This window comes from Paraburkholderia sp. CNPSo 3274 (assembly GCF_024206475.1).
In the GTDB taxonomy this organism is placed as follows: domain Bacteria; phylum Pseudomonadota; class Gammaproteobacteria; order Burkholderiales; family Burkholderiaceae; genus Paraburkholderia.
Window position 1 is genome coordinate 1 of record NZ_JAMBPR010000107.1, and the last position, 19288, is coordinate 19288.

20 protein-coding genes and 1 pseudogene are annotated in these 19288 nt (G+C 61.1%); 6 read left to right on the forward strand and 15 right to left on the reverse strand.

Features of this window, described 5'->3' with window-relative positions:
- From M3I54_RS39725 to M3I54_RS39740, 4 genes are all read left to right on the forward strand, one after another.
- On the forward strand, positions 1-178 hold a 178-nt coding region (locus tag M3I54_RS39725), incomplete at its 5' end, for a transposase domain-containing protein (protein ID WP_254343812.1).
- A 583-nt stretch (positions 179-761) separates the two neighbouring features.
- Positions 762-1133 (forward strand): hypothetical protein, encoded by a 372-nt coding sequence (locus M3I54_RS39730; protein WP_254345557.1) that lies wholly within the window; start codon positions 762-764, stop codon positions 1131-1133.
- A gap of 16 nt (positions 1134-1149) precedes the next feature.
- On the forward strand, positions 1150-1515 hold the full coding sequence (locus M3I54_RS39735) for a group 1 truncated hemoglobin (RefSeq protein WP_254345558.1): 366 nt from the start codon (positions 1150-1152) through the stop codon (positions 1513-1515).
- 169 nt (positions 1516-1684) lie between these two features.
- Positions 1685-2197, forward strand: coding sequence for a type II 3-dehydroquinate dehydratase (locus tag M3I54_RS39740; RefSeq protein ID WP_254345559.1), 513 nt, complete (start codon positions 1685-1687; stop codon positions 2195-2197).
- 248 nt (positions 2198-2445) lie between these two features.
- On the opposite strand, the gene M3I54_RS39745 is transcribed toward M3I54_RS39740, so the two are convergent.
- The 10 genes from M3I54_RS39745 to M3I54_RS39790 all read right to left on the reverse strand — a co-directional run bounded on the left by M3I54_RS39745 (position 2446) and on the right by M3I54_RS39790 (position 13297).
- Positions 2446-3456: an AraC family transcriptional regulator gene (locus M3I54_RS39745; RefSeq protein ID WP_254345560.1), complete on the reverse strand. Its 1011-nt coding sequence runs from the start codon at positions 3454-3456 to the stop codon at positions 2446-2448.
- 59 nt (positions 3457-3515) lie between these two features.
- Positions 3516-3884 (reverse strand): BON domain-containing protein, encoded by a 369-nt coding sequence (locus M3I54_RS39750; protein WP_254345561.1) that lies wholly within the window; start codon positions 3882-3884, stop codon positions 3516-3518.
- A gap of 88 nt (positions 3885-3972) precedes the next feature.
- Positions 3973-5178 (reverse strand): porin, encoded by a 1206-nt coding sequence (locus tag M3I54_RS39755; protein ID WP_254345562.1) that lies wholly within the window; start codon positions 5176-5178, stop codon positions 3973-3975.
- A gap of 68 nt (positions 5179-5246) precedes the next feature.
- On the reverse strand, positions 5247-6899 hold the full coding sequence (locus tag M3I54_RS39760) for a fatty acid--CoA ligase (protein WP_254345563.1): 1653 nt from the start codon (positions 6897-6899) through the stop codon (positions 5247-5249).
- 139 nt (positions 6900-7038) lie between these two features.
- Complete coding sequence (locus M3I54_RS39765) at positions 7039-7344, reverse strand: Rieske 2Fe-2S domain-containing protein (protein ID WP_254345564.1); 306 nt, start codon at positions 7342-7344, stop codon at positions 7039-7041.
- Between the two features lie 79 nt (positions 7345-7423).
- On the reverse strand, positions 7424-8272 hold the full coding sequence (locus M3I54_RS39770) for a TauD/TfdA family dioxygenase (protein ID WP_254345565.1): 849 nt from the start codon (positions 8270-8272) through the stop codon (positions 7424-7426).
- A gap of 22 nt (positions 8273-8294) precedes the next feature.
- Positions 8295-9275, reverse strand: a complete 981-nt coding sequence (locus M3I54_RS39775) for a quinone oxidoreductase (protein WP_254345566.1) — start codon at positions 9273-9275, stop codon at positions 8295-8297.
- Between the two features lie 143 nt (positions 9276-9418).
- Positions 9419-10777: an MFS transporter gene (locus M3I54_RS39780; RefSeq protein ID WP_254345567.1), complete on the reverse strand. Its 1359-nt coding sequence runs from the start codon at positions 10775-10777 to the stop codon at positions 9419-9421.
- Positions 10778-11120: 343 nt separating this feature from the next.
- Complete coding sequence (locus M3I54_RS39785) at positions 11121-12053, reverse strand: 3-keto-5-aminohexanoate cleavage protein (protein ID WP_254345568.1); 933 nt, start codon at positions 12051-12053, stop codon at positions 11121-11123.
- Positions 12054-12241: 188 nt separating this feature from the next.
- On the reverse strand, positions 12242-13297 hold the full coding sequence (locus tag M3I54_RS39790) for a 3-keto-5-aminohexanoate cleavage protein (protein WP_254345569.1): 1056 nt from the start codon (positions 13295-13297) through the stop codon (positions 12242-12244).
- Positions 13298-13426: 129 nt separating this feature from the next.
- Between M3I54_RS39790 and M3I54_RS39795 the strand changes: the two genes are divergently transcribed.
- Together M3I54_RS39795 and M3I54_RS39800 are read left to right on the forward strand one after the other, a co-directional pair.
- Positions 13427-14443, forward strand: a complete 1017-nt coding sequence (locus M3I54_RS39795; protein WP_254345570.1) for an AraC family transcriptional regulator — start codon at positions 13427-13429, stop codon at positions 14441-14443.
- 335 nt (positions 14444-14778) lie between these two features.
- Positions 14779-15636 (forward strand): PA4780 family RIO1-like protein kinase, encoded by an 858-nt coding sequence (locus M3I54_RS39800; protein ID WP_254345575.1) that lies wholly within the window; start codon positions 14779-14781, stop codon positions 15634-15636.
- Between the two features lie 165 nt (positions 15637-15801).
- On the opposite strand, the gene M3I54_RS39805 is transcribed toward M3I54_RS39800, so the two are convergent.
- From M3I54_RS39805 to M3I54_RS39825, 5 genes and pseudogenes are all read right to left on the reverse strand, one after another.
- Positions 15802-16107 carry a hypothetical protein gene (locus M3I54_RS39805; RefSeq protein WP_254345571.1) on the reverse strand — a complete coding sequence of 102 codons (306 nt, stop codon included), beginning with the start codon at positions 16105-16107 and terminating at the stop codon, positions 15802-15804.
- Positions 16108-16369: 262 nt separating this feature from the next.
- Positions 16370-16801 carry a nuclear transport factor 2 family protein gene (locus M3I54_RS39810; protein ID WP_254345572.1) on the reverse strand — a complete coding sequence of 144 codons (432 nt, stop codon included), beginning with the start codon at positions 16799-16801 and terminating at the stop codon, positions 16370-16372.
- A 46-nt stretch (positions 16802-16847) separates the two neighbouring features.
- Positions 16848-17270, reverse strand: coding sequence for a nuclear transport factor 2 family protein (locus tag M3I54_RS39815; RefSeq protein WP_254345573.1), 423 nt, complete (start codon positions 17268-17270; stop codon positions 16848-16850).
- 86 nt (positions 17271-17356) lie between these two features.
- Positions 17357-17983, reverse strand: coding sequence for an NADPH-dependent F420 reductase (locus M3I54_RS39820; RefSeq protein WP_266233741.1), 627 nt, complete (start codon positions 17981-17983; stop codon positions 17357-17359).
- A gap of 42 nt (positions 17984-18025) precedes the next feature.
- A pseudogene (locus M3I54_RS39825) lies at positions 18026-18938 on the reverse strand (SDR family oxidoreductase).
- Between the last annotated feature and the right edge of the window lie 350 nt (positions 18939-19288).

A 19288-nucleotide genomic window follows, 5' to 3' on the forward strand; every position in this document is an offset into this window, starting at 1 on the left:
CACCGTCGAAGGCGCGAACGCGAGCGCCAATCTCTATACGCTCGTCGAGACCTGCAAGGCAAACAGCATCGATCCCTACCGGTACCTCACCTGGCTGTTCCAACACCTGCCTCTGGCGAAAACCGTCGACGACTACGACGCGTTGCTTCCCTGGAAAATGCCGGCGGACCTCCGCTGACCCGCATCACTATCACACCTCACGCGCTCCGCTACCATACTCTGAAGGGCGTCGTTCGTGGATCGCATACGAAAGGAATCCCGGCAAGAAAACGTTGTCGGCAGCACCTAGAAGACGAGCATGACTTAGCGACTTGAGGTATGCCTCACCTGTTTGAAATCCGAAGGCAACACTGTCCGGACCGGGAAGCACGCAGTGCACCGAAAAGGTGAAATTAAATTCGCAATTCAAAAGGACACGGACCGTCACGAGAAACTGAACTGGAGTCGGTAGGACGTCACGCCATTGACATCGCCATGCCGCAGCGCCATTGCACACGTGGAAAACGCCATTTTCCGCTGCGAGGGTTGAGTTATCCATGACCCTGATCTAGCCTAAATCTGTCCACAAGCCAGCGCTTTTTCCCAGATTACCGGGTGATGGTTGCGAGCCACGTAATTTACGACACGGCAAGCGGCGTGACGGCAGTCGCGGAGCCTCCGGATCCGTGTGGCACCCGGACTGCGTGCGGGAGTGACGCGTCGATCGGCATCCTCGGGGTCGTGTCGAGCCACACGGCACGGCGCGCTTTAGCGCGGTGAGCGTGGCTAACCATCTACCCCAGGACCCCTGCCGGGTCGAGCTGAGCTTTGTCGACGCGAACGGGCAGACGCTCACGAATGGCTACGGCGTGCCCCTGCAGCAGGAGTTCATGCTGACACCCGGCGTGGCGAGCATGCTGGATTTTCATCCGCTCGCCAGCGGGCTAGCCCTCGCGCGGCCGGTGCTGCGCGCCATCAACACCTCGGAAGGAGCGCTGCAGCAGTGCAAGATCGTGACGGGCGCCGAGGTCATTGACGACTCGAGCGGCTCGACGACATCGGTCCTCGCCGTCGACCCTGCCGCTGCCCGGTCCGCCGAATTAATGCCACAGCTCCCGGAAAGCGCGGGCTTGATCACCCGATCGGATTATTGAACGTGAGGAAAATGCCATGACCAGCCTGTATGAAAGATTGGGCGGCGCGCCAGCGCTCGATGTCGCGGTGGACAAGTTCTACGAGAACGTTCTCGAGGACACCCGCATCAATCACTTTTTTCGCGGAGTCGATATGCCGCGGCTGCGGCGGCATCAGAAGTCCTTTCTGGCGTATGCCTTCGGTGGCGTGCCTGCTTATGACGGGCGCACGCTGCGCGCCGCCCACGGGAATCCGCGCGCTCTCGGGCTGAACGACGATCATTTCGACGCCGTGATGGAAAACCTTTCGATGGCACTCCAGGAGTTGGGCGTCGCCAGCGAACTCATCGAAGAGGTCAGGCTCGTTGCGGAGTCGGTTAGAGCGGACGTCCTGAACCGTTAGACTGGTCCCGGGACTTACGGTGAGGCAATGTCATCAAATGCGCCGCGCCCCGCTCCCTCCGGGAGCCGGCGCGCGACATAGTGGTTCTGCGAACGAATCGGATCGGCGATTTGGGGCATGCACTTCCCGTTTGCCAGCGAATGTTTGAAGGGCCCATCGCGTCTACCGAATGAGAGAAGGAACGGTCACCATGTGGCGAATTCTGCTGATTCAGGGCGCTAACATGATTCACCTGGGCAAGCGTGAACCGGAGATATACGGCAAGACGACGGCGAGCGAGCTTGACGGCATGCTGCACCAGCATGCGCGCTCGAAAGGTTACGAACTGGAGATCTTCTACACCAACGTCGAAGGAGAAGCGATCAATCGCATCTATCGAGCCGTTGAAGATGGTGTCGACGGCCTCGTCATGAATCCCGCGGGCTTCAACTATGCGGGATATGCGCTGCGCGATTGCATCAAGGGTGCAGCGCTACCCTATGTGGAAGTACACATGACGAATGTCGAAGCACGGGAAATCAAATGTTTGATCGCGAAAATCGCGGATGGCGTGATCTTCGGTCTTGGAGTTCACAGCTACGTGCTTGGATTGGAAGCCATGCTTTATTTGCTCACCAATGCACCCACTGGCACGCTCAAGACGCACGGCGGCCAATCTGCCGATACGGGCGGACGGGAGTAAGCAGCGGGTCACATATATATGCCGAATTCTTGTCCGTGAACGGCCATATCGAGCGCCTGCTCGACTCTGCGGAGGGTCGATGCAACTCTGACGGCTCGACTAGCGGCAACGGGTCGGTTGGGCCGACCGCGTCAGGCGGCATTCGGCCACAAGGGGACACTGGCCGCTGGCTCAGTGGAGACATTCGAATGGCGGCACCAACCCGATAACCGACTCTTGGTTTCAGTCGCCTACAAGCTAAAGGCCAATCAGCACAGCCACCTTCTGTGATTATTGCGCCAGGCGCGCGGCGTCATGCCGAAACGTCCGACGAACCAGTTCGTGAAGGGCCCCTGGTGCGCATATCCCACCAGTCCCGACACTCGTCCGATCGGATAGCGCGAGTTGCTCATGAAGCGTACGGCGAGTTCGTACCGGACTCCCTCCGTCAAGCGCGAAAAGCTGGTATTGGCAAGCTCGAGCTGTCGCTGCATGGTGCGAACGCTCCGGTGCAAACGTGCAGCAACCTGCTCGACGGTGGCCTGCCCTAGCGGCAGCAACAGGTAGAGGGCCTTGCGCACTTCGAGCACGATTGAACCGGCACCCGTCACATTCAGCGACTCGGCAAGGTCTTTCGCATAGCGCGCGAGTTCGGGGTCAGCAGCAGGGTTCGTATGGTCGAGATCAGCCGTCGCGCACACGAGGCCGTTGAAGTCGCTGCCGAACTCCAGCGGGCAGCCGAAGAAGCGTCGGTGAAACGCGAGACTGGGTGGCGCTTGATGAATAAAATGCACAGCACGAGGTTTCCAGTGCTCGCCGAGCAGAGCAGTGGAATGGCGCGCTAGGACGCCTACCGCAAGTTCGATGGCCTGGTTCGTGGGGATGCCCGTATCAACGACCAGTTCCTCGCGGATCGTGACCGTTGTGCCCGTGTCCTCGATATGCACCGCGAGCGCTTCATTGAGCAGATGGCCGTATTCGGCACCGGCGAGCAATACTTCGCGCAGCGTGCGCTTGTGCACGAGCAGCACGTTGACCACTCCGGTACCGAACTTGCGCCGGGTAGCGGCCATTTGCAGCGCGAAAGTCGGGCACGACGCCTTTTGCGCCGAGCGCTCCAGCAACAGGCAGGCCGCAGCGGCCGGAATGCGCTCGTCCGGGTTCGCGAGCGCCGCGGCGTCGAGACCCGCTTCGTGTGCGAGTTCGACCGTGTTCAGACCAACCCGCAGCGCCACGTCGAAATAGCCGCTCATCGAGACCGAGCGCAGCATCGTTTCCATTGTCTGGCTCCCACTATGGCCGCCGGTGGGCTACCGTACCTCCGGCGTGCCGTTCATGCTTACATACCGCCCAGGGGCTTCTGGACCGTCAGCTTGTTTGTCACCGAGGTCACGCCAGGCACAGCCTTCGCGATCTCGGCGACCTTATCGACCTGCGCGGCATCCGTGACCGAGCCATTTAGCGTGACCGCTCCATTTTTGGCGGTAACACCGATACTGCCGCCGTGGATTTCCTTGTGCTTCGCGATCGCGGTGTACACCGCGCGGCGCAGTTTTGTGTTGCTCGGCGTGGCGGGTGCCTCCGCGCCAGACGCCGCAGCGGAATTGGTGCCAGGCGCGCTGGCTGCGGTTTGGGCAGACACGTGCAGGGACGTCGCGGCGAGCAGTGTGCAGAGCGCCAGGCTGAGGGTCCTGATAGTCGTGTTCATTACATACTCCTTTGGTTGCTGCTTCTGATTGATCGGCAGAATGTGCCAGGACGAGCCAGTGCGAAACTGTCCCAATCCCAGACCTGAGTTAGAAGGTATGGCGCAGGCCGATGTTGACGGCCGTGGTGTTGCGGCCCGGGGCTACAGGCGTCCCATAAATGAGTTCCTGATTCATCTGCCCGCGGTTGGCCACGTAGCCGGCCTGGGCATAAACCAGCGTGCGCTTCGAGATGCTGTAGTCGCCGCCGATAGCGTAGGCGGTAGAGTGGTTCGCGCTGTTCTTGTTGTCCTTCAGGTAGTACACACCCGAGGTGAAGTTAAGCGCCGGGGAGAAACGGTAGCCAATGCCGCCCGTCCACATGTCGAAATCACCTGAGACAACAAATGCCTTCGGAACGCCATTCGAGTTGGCCGGATTGCGACCGTTGCTGAACGAACCGGAGACCGAGATATCGTGCCACGTGTATTTCGCGCCGAAGTAGACGAAGCGGTTGTTGTTCTGTCCAGTCGGCGGGATACCGGTCTGGGCAGTCGCAGGGTTACCGGCGGCGGCATATGGGAACGGATTGGCATCGTGCCCGTTGTAGTAGACGGCATCTGCGTTTAGACCAAAGCCTGAATACTTGAGCACCGCGGACTCGCGCGTGCCTCCCTGGGCCTGCCCTGCCACGCCGCCGGGCGCGAACTCGAGCGCTGCGGACACACCGTAGAATGACGGCGAGTTGTAGACGATCGCATTGTCGTCATACAGCGCGCCAATCTGGGCGTTCGAGTTGCTTCCGGTCCAGCCCGACATCGTGTTCATGGTCAGCCAGGCGGTCAGGACGCTGCCGAAGTATTGCGCACCACGTACGTCCGTTTCGGCCATCGCGTAGGCCATCGGCGCGAACTGGCGGCCGAAGTCGATCTTGCCGAACGGGCCCGACACACCGACGGTTGTGACCTGGGTGAAAATCGAGCTTGCAGTCGGCGTACCGGACTTGCCCGGCTGGCCGTTGGAGCTGTTGAACGCTCCCTGAAGCTTGAAGTTGGCTGCGTATCCGCCGCCCAGGTCTTCCGAGCCCTTCATCCCGAAGATGCTCGAGTAAATGCCACCGTCCTTGAGCTGAACCACATGGCCCGCGTTGCCGTTCAGTTTGGTGTTCGGCAAAAACGGTGCCGCCGAGTATGACGCCGACGTGCTCTGGTAGAGCAGACCAGAGTCGAGCGCGCCATAGAGCGTGACGGTCGATTGTGCGTATGCCGTACTGGCGAGCATTGCCAATCCCGCGGCAGCGGTGAGTTTGACTTTCATGTTGTCTCCGTTTGGTTTAGTTATGCGTAGCGATCCGATGTCGCCCAGCGTTGTGTGAAATCCGGTGTTCAGGCGATCCATTCGCGGATGCGCTTTTTGTCGATCTTGCCGACGCTCGTCTTGGGGATTTCCTCGACAAAGGCAATGCGCTCCGCTTCAGGCACCGCATAACGGCTGATCCGGTTCGCCTGTGCGTGGGTCATCAAATGGTCCCGAACACTCTGGGAGGTGACGCCGGCGTCAGGTCGGCGTACGACGAGCACCACGGGGCGTTCTCCCCACTTCTCGTCCGCCACGCCCACCACCGCGCACTCCTGCACCCCCACTACCTCAGCAATCAGTCGCTCCAGCTCGATCGACGAGACCCATTCGCCGCCGGTCTTGATGACGTCCTTCATCCGGTCGACGATCTGCACGAAGCCGTCCGGACCCGTCACCGCAATGTCCTGTGTATGGAGGTAACCGCCGGCCCACAGCTGCTCCGACGCCTCGGGTTTGTTGGCATAACTCATCGTCAGAAACGGCGCACGCAGTACGATCTCGCCGTGGGACTTCCCGTCACGCGGCACGTCCTTCATGCTCGCGTCGACCACCCGGAAATCGGCCATGGCCACCGGGCGTCCGGTGGAGCAGCGCAGGCGCACCTCCTCTTCGCGGCTCGCCGGCTTGTACCCAGGCGGCAACTGCGCGAGTGCCACGATCGGCCCAGTCTCCGACATGCCGTAACCGGAGAACACATCTGCCCCAAGCTCCATGGCAGCGTCGCAAAGCGCCGGCGAAAACGCCGACCCGCCGATGATGAGCTTCCATCCCGACAAACTCTTGCCAGCGCTGCGTGCAGCCTGCAGCAGCATCTGCAGGACTGTCGGCACGCAATGGGAGAACGTAACCTGCTCCTTCTCGCGCAGCGCCAGCAGCCGCTCCGCAACGTAGCGCCCGGGCAGAACCGTCTTGAGTCCGAGCATCACGGCGATGTAGGGCATGCCCCATGCCATCACATGGAACATAGGCGTGATCGGCATGTAGACGTCTTCGCGGTGCAGCCTCTGGCCCTCACGCGGCGCGCACAGACTCATGGCGGTCGCCATGGCGTGCATCACGATGTTGCGATGGCTGTATGTCACGCCCTTTGGGTCGCCGGTGGTGCCGGTCGTATAGAACATGGCTGCCCGGGTGTTTTCGTCGAAGTCGCGAAACTCGAATCCGGGCTGTGCCTCTGCCAGCAGTTCCTCGTACTCTCCGGCCAGCAGCATGCGTGTGTCCGGCATTGGCTCGCCGTCAGCGAGCACCACCACGTGGCGAACCGAAGTCAGTTCCGTGCGGATTTGCTCGAGCACCGGAACGAAATCGGCATGAACCAGCACGACTTCGGCCCGCGCATCGTTCAGCGTGTAAAGGATCTGCTGTTGCGACAGGCGGACGTTTACCGTGAACAGCGTCGCGCCCATCATCGGAATGCCACAGTAGCTCTCCAGGTAGCGATGGCTGTCCCAGTCCATGACCGCGACTGTCGTGCCGTGGCAAACGCCCAGTGAACTCAGGGCGTTCGCGAGCCGACCGATCCGTTGATGGAAATCGCGAAAGCGGTATCGCTGCTCAGCTCGATAGACGACTTCCTGGTCTGCGTACAGGCTCAGCGAGTTGAGCAGCAGCTGCTTGACCAGGAGCGGGTACGAATAGGCCGATGGCGTCGGCGTAATTAGCGTTTCGTTTGCGCGCATTGTGTCTCCTCCTCTGGAGGCTATATTTCCGTTCTGTGCGAGACGATCAGGAGCCGCAGCGTGGGCTACCGTCCACGTCGCTTGTCCTGCCTTCTCTGTGGTTAGAACCGGTCTCGTCTTTTTCAGACTTGCCCGGACACTAGATTAGTAGCGCGAACTTCCCATCGCGCTCCAGTATCTGCAGACGCACGGGACATAAGCCCGGAGCATCCGGTTCGGCGCAGGCGCGTAGATCGAAACGCAGTCCATGCGCCGGGCAGCGCAGAACATGTCCGTCGAGCTGGCCATTGGCGAGCGACGCCCCGTGATGCGGGCACGAGTTCTCAATGGCGATGACGTTCCCCTCGATATTGAAGAGGACAACGCTGCGGCCGTCGACAAAGGCGAGCTTGCGCCGCCCAGGGCTGAGTTCGTCGACTGATGCGACCGGGATCTGACGTGACATGACTGATGCTTTCTGACTGGAAGTTGGGCGGGCGCCGGGTGTTGACGCCCGCCGGGCTATCTGCAAGGTATGCCTGCAATCAATAAGGCTTGCTGCCAATGATCCCGGCTCGCTCCATCTTGCGGTGGCTCGGGGGGTAGTCCATCACCGCATAGTGCTGGGTCGCGGTGTTGTCCCAGATCGCCACGCTGTTGGGCTTCCAGCGCCAGCGCACCTGGTACTCGGGGATATATGCCTGGCTGATCAGGTAACGCAACAGATCCGCGGCTCCGGGGTTGGCGTCCTGACCGTAGCGCACCCGCTCCGGCGTGTGGAAGTTGGTGAAGTGCGTCGTGAAGACGTTGACGTAGAGGACCTTTTCGCCGGTTTCCGGGTGCGTGCGCACCACCGGGTGCTCCGCATCCGGGTATTGCGCCTTGAGCGCGAGCCGCTTCTCGATGGGCATGTTCGCGCCGAATGTCGCTTCGATGCTGTGGCGGGCGACCAGGTCAGCGATTTCGGTCTTCACATGCGCGGGGAGCGTTTCGTAGGCGAGCACCATGTTTGCCCACATGGTGTCGCCGCCCACCGGCGGGCACTCCACGCATCGCAGCACGGCGCCGAACTGTGGAGCTTCGCGCCAGGTAGCGTCGGAGTGCCACGCATTCTCGTAGCGGTCGTTCGGCTGTTCCGGCGTGCGGTAGATTCTCACGAGACCCGGGTGGTCGGGGTCACTCCCGGCGACGGGATGGTCTTCGAGTTCGCCGAAGCGCCGCGCGAACGCGACGTGCTCTGCACGGCTGAGCTCCTGGTCGCGCAGAAACAGCACGCGGTGCTGCAAAAGAGCGGCGCGAATCTCGACAAACAATCCGTCGTCGTGGACAGCGTCGGCCAGATTGACGCCTGTGAGCTCCGCGCCGACAGCGTGAGTCAGTTGTTCGATGCGCATGATATTGGCATTCCTGATAACTTCAGATCACAAAGACGGAAGAAGCGGTCGTCTTGCGGGATTCGAGATCGCGGTGCGCCTGAACGGCGTCTTCGAGCGCATAGCGCTGGTTGATCCCGATCTTGATGCGGCCGGCCGCCACGTGGCCAAACAGTTCGCCGGCGAGTTCCGCGCGCTCCGCAGGATCAGCGATGTAATCGGCCAGCGCCGGACGCGTCACGAAGAGTGACCCCTTGAGCGCCAGGATGTGCGGGTTGAACGGCGGGATCGGCCCCGAAGCCGTCCCCACGCAGACCAGGAGGCCACGGCGCTTGAGCGAGTCGAGCGAGGCCTCGAAGGTATCCTTGCCTACGCTATCGAAAACCACGTTCACCCCAACTCCACCCGTCAACTCGCGCACGCGCTTCGCCACGTCTTCCTGGCTGTAGTTGATGATGTGGTCGCAGCCATGCGCACGCGCGACTTCAGCCTTGGCCTCGCTCGACACCGTGCCGATCACGGTCAGTCCAAGCAGCTTTGCCCATTGCGACACGATCAGGCCCACGCCACCGGCCGCCGCGTGCAGCAGGACGGTGTCGCCGTTCTTGAACGCGTAGATTCGGCGCATCAGATACGAGGCGGTGAAGCCTCGCATGGTCATGCCAGCGGCCGTCTCGCAACTGATCGCATCCGGCAGCTTGATCAGCGGCGCGGCGTCGATAATGCGCTCCGTCGTGTAGGCGCCGAGCGTGTTGTAGGCGCCCGTATAGGTCACGCGATCGCCCACGGCTACGCTCGTGACACCCGGGCCAACCGCTTCGACCACACCGGCGGCCTCGGTGCCGATGCCCGACGGCAGCGCCGCCGGATACAACCCGGTGCGAAAGTAGATGTCCGCGAAATTCAGACCGACGGCCTCGTGGCGCAGGCGCACCTGCCCAGGCCCGGGCTCACCGACCTGGATATCCTCATAACGCAGAACTTCGGGGCTCCCGGTTTCGTAAAAGCGGATTGCCTTTGCCATGTACTGCTCCTGTATTCCGTGATGTCAAATAAATGGCCGATGAGGGGTGAGCAGCGCTTGCTGCGCCCGCCCCGGCTGCTTCTCGCCGCGTGCCGACAGCGCGATCTTGATGCGCTCGCGGATGTTGGCGGTCAATTCTGGCGTCAATATGGAGCTTGAGCAGAGAGCGCCGACTTCGCGCCGGCCGGCGCGGCCGCGGCTTCCAGATGAACCGCCGCCGTCACAGCCGCCACCTCCGTTTCATAGGTGCGCCTTGCAAACAGGAAGCACACCATGGCGACCAACCCGAACGCCGGCATGATGGCGAGCGCGCCCTTGAGTCCCCAGGCATCGGACAATACACCGGCCACGAACGGCCCCACCGCGAGGCCAAAGAGGTTCTGGAACAGCGCGAGGAGCGCAGCCCCGGTGGAACGCAAACCCGGATGGATCACGCTGAGCACGACACTCGCCGACGGTGCCAACGTGCACGTCATCAGAAACCCTCCGAGCGCAATTACCGCGTATTCCCGGCTGGCCGGAACCACACCGCCGAAAGCGGCGGCAAGGACCACCGTGGTCACGACGGGCAGGACTATCATCAGATTCAGGTTGTTGCGGGGCTTGCGTGAGGCAAGGCGATCGGCAACGAATCCCCACACCAGCGACCCCGCCGCGCCGCACAGCACGATTACCGCCGCCTGAATGGCGGCCTGCTCTGGCCGGGCGTCATGGTAGCGAACGAAATAGCTCGGCAGCCAGGCCCAGATCGTGGAGACCACGATGAGCTGGAAGGCAGCGCCGAGGCACGTCCACCACATCGCCGGGGAGCTTCGCAGCGCTTTCACGACCTGCGTCGAGAACTTCTGCTCGGTCTGCGGAGCATTCCCCGCGCTGGGTGCAAGCGCGACCGTCTTGTAATCCGGAACCAACAGGTACAGGACGGCCAGCACGAGTCCCGGCACGCCAACGACACCAAAGGCCGACCTCCATCCCCAGCGTGCCGCAATGACGCCGCCCAGCACGACACCCAGCACGGAGCCGATCGAGGCAGCTGCGAAGAAAGCGCCCAGCAGGGTCGCGCGCAGCCGCTTCGGAAAGAGGCTCGCGATCAATGCGCCGCCAACTGAACCGTAGCCGGTCTCGCCTACTCCAACCAATGCGCGCGCGGCAAACATCTGGCTATAGTTGCGCGTGAACATGCAAGAAATCGACGCAAGACTCCACAGCGCGGCCATCACGAAGACGCTCTTGACGCGGCTGAAGCGGTCCGCCCACAGCGCCACCGGAATGCTGCCTGCTGCGACGACGATCGAGATAACCGAGACCAGCGCGCCCAGCTGCTTGTCCGAGAGGTTCCAGGCGAGTTTCAGGTGCGGAAACAGCGACACGATGACCTGACGGTCGATGTAATCGAAGAGCATCAGGGCAAACGTCATTGCGAACGCGAACCATGCATGTGTCCGACCGACAAGGTAGTCGTCGCCAGCACCGTCCGGCTGTGTGTCGGGGAGTAAATTCATGAGTGTCTCCAGAGAGGAAGCTTTTACGTCGAAAGCGCTTCCGTGCTCAATGTATGCCGGCCCGCCGCAGTGGGCGGCCCGTTACCGCATTTGTCACGCAGAATCGTCCAGAAAATTCATGCGTGATCCTTACTGTGTGGACGCTGGACTCGTCGAAGGTGTCGAATGACATGGAACGTAGTATCGAAGATCAGGTAGAGCCTATTTTGTTTTTTTGTGACATTTTTTTTCGTTTTTGAGACACCTCGGGTAAGCACTATGTCCTCGCATGCTGCGAAGCACCGCCCTGACCAACGACATCGAGACCCCGCGCCCGGAAGATCCAACGATGCGCACGCGGGTATCAGATCTCTACCTGGTCTGCACCCTTGAGTTGCAAGATGTCGCGCGCTTCGGCGGGCGTTGCCACCTCGAGGCCCAGGCCTTCGAGAATCCGGCGTACTTTTGTCACTTGCTCCGCATTGGTCCTGGCCAATTGACCTTTGCCAAGCCACAAGCTGTCTTCCAGTCCCACGCGCACATGCCCCCCCATGGAAGCTGCCATCGCCGCGATCTTCATCTGGCTTACGCCAGCGCCCAGCACAGACCAACGGTAGGCGTCGCCAAACAGGCGGTCGGCAGTACGCTTCATGTGCATCACATCGTCGGGGTGGGTACCGATACCGCCCAGGATGCCGAACACGGTCTGAATGAAGAATGGCGGCTTGATCAGACCTCGCTGTGCGAAGTGCGCCAGGTTGTAGAGGTGAGCGGTGTCGTAACACTCGAACTCATAGCGTGTGTTGTTGGGCCCGAGCTCCTCGAACACGGTTTCCAGGTCGCCAAAGGTATTGCGGAACACCTGGTCCTTGCTGCCTTCGAGGAACGGCCGCTCCCACTCGTGTTTGAATTCCTGGAAACGGTTCAACATCGGGAACAAGCCGAAGTTCATCGTTCCCATGTTCATGGACGCGATTTCCGGTTTGAAAACTTTGGCAGGAAGCATGCGCTCCTGAACGGTCATGTAGGGCGAGCCACCCGTCGTGAGATTGATGATGGCCGGGCTGCGTTGGCGGATCGATTTGAGGAAGGGTTCAAATGCTTCCGGGCGCTGATCAGGTTTTCCCGTTTGGGGATCCCGAGCGTGAAGATGAATGATGGATGCGCCGGCTTCACAAGCCCCGATTGCCGCATCGGCAATTTCTTCAGGCGTCACCGGCAGGTAGGGCGACATCGACGGGGTATGGATCGCACCTGTGACAGCGCAGGTGATGATGACTTTGTTCCGGGTACTCATAAACGGACTCACAAGGTAAATGGCCGACTTTGGAAGTCGATGAAGTCCTGCCGGGCGGCCACGGTCGCCAGTGAATGCAAGGCTTGATGCCCGCTGGCTGCCACATGAAAAGGGTACTCAGTGGATGCGGCGTGGAATGGGCACTGATGCACCAGGCGGCCGGCTCCACGCCGGCCACCTTTTCAGAATCAGGCTTGCCGCGCGAAGCCCTTCTCGCCCGGTTTGCGGTTCGGCGCAAAACCGTTTGCGGCGAGCGTTTCATCGGCACCTTTGTAGAAAGTGCCGATCTTGTAGATCTCTCGCGCCTCCCTGGCGTTCGCGACCGGACGGCCGCATTCCCTGGCAATGCGCACCAATTGTTCGACCTGCTCAACGCTGGTCATCTTGCGCGAACGATCTGGCGTCCAGATTGTGTCTTCAATCCCGCAACGCACATGCTGGCCGAGCGCGATGGCAATCATGTTGAGCGGCAACACGTTGTTCATCTGAGCTTCGAAGGTCACCACTGCACCGTCAGGCACGGCGTTAAGGAAGTTCGTCATGTTGTACGGGGTCATGGAGTCCGCACCGCCACCAATCGGGATCCAGGTCAGGATCAACGGCACGTTGCAGACACCGCGGCGCATCATGCGCTCAACCGTTTCCAGGGAATTGATGTTACCCAGCTGAAACTGGATCTGAATGCCGTTTTCCGAGAGGCGTTTGATGTGCTCTTCGAGAAATGCCGGGCCGGCGGGGATGGTCATTTCCCTGTAAGCGACCTGCTTCGCCGGGTCGGCGAACGAGGTGCCCGCGACATCAGCTTCGGACAGTGCCTCGATGATGTTGAACTGGTTCGAATTGATGGCCACGGTCACCTGGTCCGGCCTGGGCGTCAATTCGGCCAGCATGTGGCGGGTATCATCGGAGAGCCACTTGGCGATATCGCCATCCGTCTCGGGGGCAAAAGAAATGGAACCACCCACCTGGATGATCATGTCCGGCACTGCCTCGCGCACGCCGGCGATCAATTCATTGAACTTGGATAAGCGCTTGGAGCCTTTGCCATCGAGTTCGCGCACATGCAGGTGCAACACGGTGGCACCGGCGTTGTAGCAGTCGACTGCCTTCTGGATCTGCTCTTCCATAGTGACCGGGATGTCTTCCGGGAAATCGCTGACCTCAAACTGAGGGCCATAAGGGGCGACAGTGATAACAAGTTTTTCCTGGTTTTCGGGATAAAACGATCCGTCGATAAAGTTCATGGTTGTCTCCTGGGTAGAGATGTGTTGGGCCAAGTGGCTGGCATGGACCTAGTATCGAAAAACGGCTAGAATGCCGTTTGCTTTTTTGTGACATTTTCTTGGGATTTTGAGACACCTCGGGAAAGCACCATGGCGTACATGCTGCGCAGCACCGCACTGACCAACTACATTGAGACCGCACGCTCAGTAGGATTGGATCCGTACAAGGAACTGGCGGAGGCGGGCATCAGCCGGTATGCCTTGCTGGACCCGGACATGAAGATTCCCGTGGATAGCGTCGTGCGCCTGTTGGAGGTGTCAGCCGAGGCCGCCGACGTGGATGATCTGGGCCTGCGCATGGCGGAGTCGCGCCAGCTTTCAGACCTGGGGCCGCTCGCGTTCGCGGTGCGCGAAGAGCCAACCTTGCGCAAGGCGCTCGAATCGATGGTGCGCTATCTGCACCTGCAGAATGAGGCGCTCATGATCCGCATCGAGGAAGCCGAAGGCCTCGTGATCATCAGCGAGGAGATCCAGGCGGCCGGCACGCGGCGCCAGGCCATCGAGCTGGCAGTCGGCGTGCTTTACCGAACCATCTCCCTCTTTCTGGGGGCGACGTGGCGCCCGCGCAGCATCTGCTTCATGCACACGGCGCCACGCAGTCTCGCGATCTGCGCGCGGGTATTTGGCATGCCTGCGCAATTCAATCAGGACTTCGATGGGATCGTCTGTCGCGCCTCCGACCTCGAGCAGTCGCTGCCGACGTACGACCCCGCGATGGCTCATCAGGTGCGGCAATATCTCGATACCTTGCTCGTCCAGTCGGGCACGACCATGCCTGACAGGGTGCGAAAGCTGGTCTTAGCATTGCTGCCAGCAGGGGTCTGCTCGCTCGAGCGGATTGCGATGCACCTTGGCGTCGACCGGCGCACCGTTCACCGCAAGCTGGCCGACTACGGCGAAAGTTATTCGTCGATTCTCAATGCGGTGCGCGTCGACATGGTCACGCGCCACATCGAAAATCGCGAACGCCCGCTCTCGGAAGTTGCCACGCTGCTTGGCTTTTCAGCTTCCAGTACCTTTTCGCACTGGTTTAGCCGCGAGTTCGGCTGCAGCGTTTCAAGGTGGCGCGCTCGCGGAGCCCAGGCGCGCGAAGAATCATCGTCGTGAAGCGCATATATCCACGCGCCAGCTTTTTTAGCCGGGGAGAAATGGGTGGCCGTTACGCCCCCGGAAGCTGCCGGTCATTCCTCGCTGGGTTGAATGACCGGGAAGGGTCGGGTATCGCCCGTCATGCCAAGAAGCAAGCGGTCTGGAAGTGCGGCACGATCCATCTACGCAGTCGCCGGGAGATTTGCGTCAGCTCGTCCTCGGCCACCCTTATAATCCGGCATGACTCCATTCATCTCCCACGCAGCAAGCTTACGGCCGCGAGCACCGGCGGCTCGATTCATCGGTTTGTTGGTCGCGCATACCTCAGCGGACCATCCACGGCCGACGATCGCATGAAAATACCCAAACGACTTGCACCGCTTCTCGAAGAAGGACTTATCGACGAAGTCATCGGCCAGTTGATGAGCGGCAAGGAGGCAACAGTCTACGTCGTGCGCAGCGGCGATTCGACGCGTTGCGCTAAGGTCTATAAGGACGCGAAGCAGCGCAGTTTTCGGCAAGCCGCGTCGTATCGGGATGGTCGCAAGGTCAAGAACAGCCGGCAGGCGCGGGCGATGGAAAAAGGTACGCGCTACGGCCGTCAGATGCAGGAAGCGTCTTGGCAGAACGCTGAAGTCGACGCGCTGTTCCGGCTCGCCGATGCAGGTGTGCGCGTGCCGCAACCCTATATTTGCACCGACGGCGTGTTGCTGATGGAGTTGGTGATCGACGAGGTGGGTGACGTCGCACCACGGCTCAACGATGTCGATCTGACTGAAGCCCGCGCCCTCGAACTGCACGCGCTGCTGCTGAACCAGGTTGTCCGCATGCTCTGCGCGGGGGTGATTCACGGCGATCTGTCGGAATACAACATCCTGCTGGCAGCGGACGGGCCAGTGATCATTGATCTGCCACAGGCCGTCGACGCAGCCGGCAACAACGAGGCCGCCTCGATGCTCAAGCGAGACGTCGACAACCTGGCCGCGTACTTCGGACGGTTTGCACCGCAAATACTCACCGCGAGTTATGGCACGGAGATGTGGGCGCTCTTCGAAGCAGGGCGGCTGCATGTCGATGCCGAACTGACCGGTCGCATCGAAGTCGACACGCGACCTGTGGACCTCGATGGCGTGCTACAGGAACTCGAAGAGACACGTTTTGAGGAGGACGCGCGAGTGCGGCGACAGCAGGAACTGGGCGCAGGCCGGTAACCGACCTCGATGTCCCCCGAAGTTCGCCAGAAAGGAAAGGTCTTAGAGGAAGTCGCCGCTCGGCCAGGAGCGATCATGCGCCCTTACACCGCCGGACGGCCGAGTTGGGGTCGCGTGCGGCCGATCGCGTCAGGCAGAGGTCGGCCAAGCGTGGTCTGTCGGCATTTATGCTCCAAAGTAATCGAGTTCGGGCGTCCCGCGCTGAAGATCTGCGACCAACGGCGGTATGCGCTCTCCTGTTGCAGATGCTGCTCCATATTGCTGCACGGTCCTTAGAATTCGGCGTTTGTTCAACTCGAACGCGAGTCGCACCTGTTGCACAGTCTCATTGCGAGCGCCAAGCTCTTCGCAAACGACTTCAAACGGCAGCGCGAAAGCGCAGTATCCCCAGCCGAAGCCATAGGCGGAAAACCACACCGCCGAGTCGGCGCAAAGAATGGGGGTAGTCGTGACAGTATGTGGCTCATCCATCGCGTTCACCTGCGTCGACGAGTGGTTGACATCAAAGTGTTGCACAGGGACCTTACAAACGCGGGGTTCTGTCGACACGACGTTACCACTCCGCCGAGAGGTGATTTTGCGAATCGGGACTGACTCGAACGGGTCGTGTCCTGCGGATCCCCCAAGGCAGGACCCGGCCAGTTCCGGTCAGTCGACCTGCGAAGGAGTCGGACATTCGAAGGTCCGCTGCACGCAGCTAAGCGACGTTCAGTCCATGATTTTGTTCGTCGGGTCAATTGCCGCTATCGATACCTTGGCGCTCGCCTGGCAGTTCGGAGGCCCGCGCCAGTGCAAGCGTGTCGATGTACTCCCGGATGTTCGTCACTTTGCTATTTCGAACGGTGATGGCAAAGACCCAGTGGTCTTCGAACGTCTTGTTCGTGGCTTTGACTCTGCCCGTCGCGAAGCCGACGACCAGAACCCGGTCGCCCTGGGCTACGAATTCGGGAGGGGCGGGGTATGACGTTTCCACCATTTCGGAAGCCTTCTGAAGCAGATCCGCCAATCCCGCGTGTCGGCGGTGGGTGCCGGCCAGCGGCCAGTCCTTGCCCGGAATGATCCACTCGATATCTTCGGAAGTCAGCGCCAGCAGACCTTGCCTATCGCTGCGGCCCATTGCTGCAAAGAAGTCCTTAACTATCTGGACATTGTGTTCGATGCTCATCGCACGTCTCCATTTTTCTCACATCGGATAGCTTGGCGACAGGGACTCAGCCGACGCCAAGTTGCCGCTGCATTACGGCAGCCTCCCTGTAACAATGGAAGGATGTGATCTTCGCACCCTCGCCGAGGTGAAAGACATCGCAAGACGGGACATCGATTGACTTGCCCGTAGGAGCTAGAGCACCAGCGGGAAGCGGCAGCTCACCTATATGTGTTCCCCGCGTTGCGAGTTCGACAATGATGACGTTCTGCGCGACGTAGACGTTAAGTAACTCTCGGCGGACGTCGGGGAATGCCCTTGCGAAGCCAGCGATGGACTCGCCAATAGCCTGCCCTCGGAACTTCATGCCGGCGACCATATCCCACATGTATCCTTCGCAAGAAAACATGGAGGCAATCTTGTTGACGACCGTCGCTCGCTCATCCGAGGCGGCGTAGAGCTTCCTAATGACTTCCTCGTCGCTAGACACCTCAAATCCTTTCGTGGTCGGCGCTGTCTGCTGACTTGCTCCCATTGGTGTTTTTGACCTGCCGGCGACGCCGTGGTGTCGGTCGTTCAGACGAGATCGACGTTCAGGGCGAAGTTCCAGGTGCCGGCGCCGTTTTTGGCCAAGCCGATCATCATCAGGCCGGCCGCCTCTAGCGTCTGGGCCATGTTCAGACCCCCAACATCAAATGGGCGCAGACCGAGACTTTCGAGGAAGGTCGAGACGCGCGCCTTGGCCCCCGCGTCGTCGGCTGCCATGAACGCGTCGAGGCGTCCACCCTTGGCGAGTACGTGACCGAAGATGGTGTTGAATGCCTTCACGACATGCGCGCCAGCGGGGAGCCCTTTGGCGGTCTCCTGCGCTCCAGAACTGCCGTGGGGGGTGACGAGGCCCGAAAGGTCGGGGGCAACGGGGTTGGCGATGTCAATGATCACCTTGCCGTCGAGCGCTTCCCCAAAGTCGGCCACCACCGCCGCCGCACTGCTGTACGGCACGGCGAGGATGACGATGTCGCCCGCCGGCGCTGCGCCGTACGTCCCTGTCGTCGCTCCGGCCGCGAGCTTGTCGGCCAGCGCCTGTGCCTTGTCGGGGTCGCGGTTGACTACCTCGACGGTATGCCCGGCGTCGGCAATACGGCCGGCAATCGCCGTGGCCATGGTTCCTGCGCCGATGATGCTGATAGTACTCATCTTCATTCTCCTAAGAGTTGCGGTGCCGTTGGTGGTCCCTCGGCGGCGTCAGCCGGCAGGGAAGTAATGGCCGTTGTCCAGATCGGCGAACAGGCCGGGCCGAGTAGGCTCCCAGCCAAGGGTCTGGCGTGTGATGGCGTTCGACGCCGGGGTGTCCAGCTTGACCAGATTCGCGAGGAACCCGAAAAATCCGGGCAGCATGAGCTCGTCCGCGGGAATGGGCACGGCGGGTAGGTTCAGACGGCTGCCAATCGCCTCAGCGAGCTCGCGGTACGTGAAAGCTTCGTCAGCAACCGCGTGCCAGTTTCTCCCGGCGGGACCCTTCTCGAGCGCCAGACGGAACACGGTCGCGAGGTCATGAGCATGCACGGCGGCCCACCGGTTCTGACCGTCGCCGGGGTAGCCGACAACACGCTTTTCCTTCGCGAGCCCGATCAGCAGCGGAAGGAAGCCGGCGTTATCGGTCGTGCTGTGCATGATCTCAGGAATGCGCACGACCGAAGACCGGACGCCCTTCTCAGCGAGGCCAATCACCGTGGTTTCCACGATGTTACGAACCCGCAGGGTATTCTTGTACGGATCGCCGCCGGGAAGGGGCTGATCCTCCTCGGTGGCCGGCCGACCCAGGCCTTCCCAGCCGGGCGAGCCAATGCTCCCCGACGTGACCAGCGGCTTGTCCGTGCCCGCCAGGGCCTCGCCATATGCGAGCATGATCTCCAGTTCCGCAGCGGCCACGCCGTTGATCCCGGCGGTAGGAAGCAGGTCCTGCCTGTGGGCAACGTGGATGACACCGTCAGCGGCCGCGGCCGCTTCCTTGAGCCCGTTGAGATCCTCAAGGCTGCCGCGACGCGCCTTGGCACCGAGCGCGGACACCGCCGGTGACCTCATGGCCGGCAGCGATAAGGTCGGAGATGATGTACGGACCGGAATGGCCGGTCCCGCCAGTGACAAATACATGCATGTGCGTGCTCCTTGTGAATGATGTGATGTGAAAAGCGCTGGGTATTCGCCGGGCTCGGTGTGCCCCGCCCCCTGCCCTCAGCTCAAGTCAGCGGCAGGGAAATAATCCAGAGGATTTTTAGCGGAGCGGAAGCGGCGCAATGAATTGACTAGGGACACGGCGAACAAGCCGTTTCCGCTCCGCTAAAAATTCGTTGAGCTAAGCCGCTCCGCTGTCGGTGGCTATGGGGATTGAATCGGTGCGGCGCCGGTTGTGCGTGTCGAGTGCGGGAAGCGAAGCGAGGGCAAGAAACAATCGGGATACGCGATTGGGCAGGCACGTCCAGGCATGATGGTCTGCGGGCGGCTTGG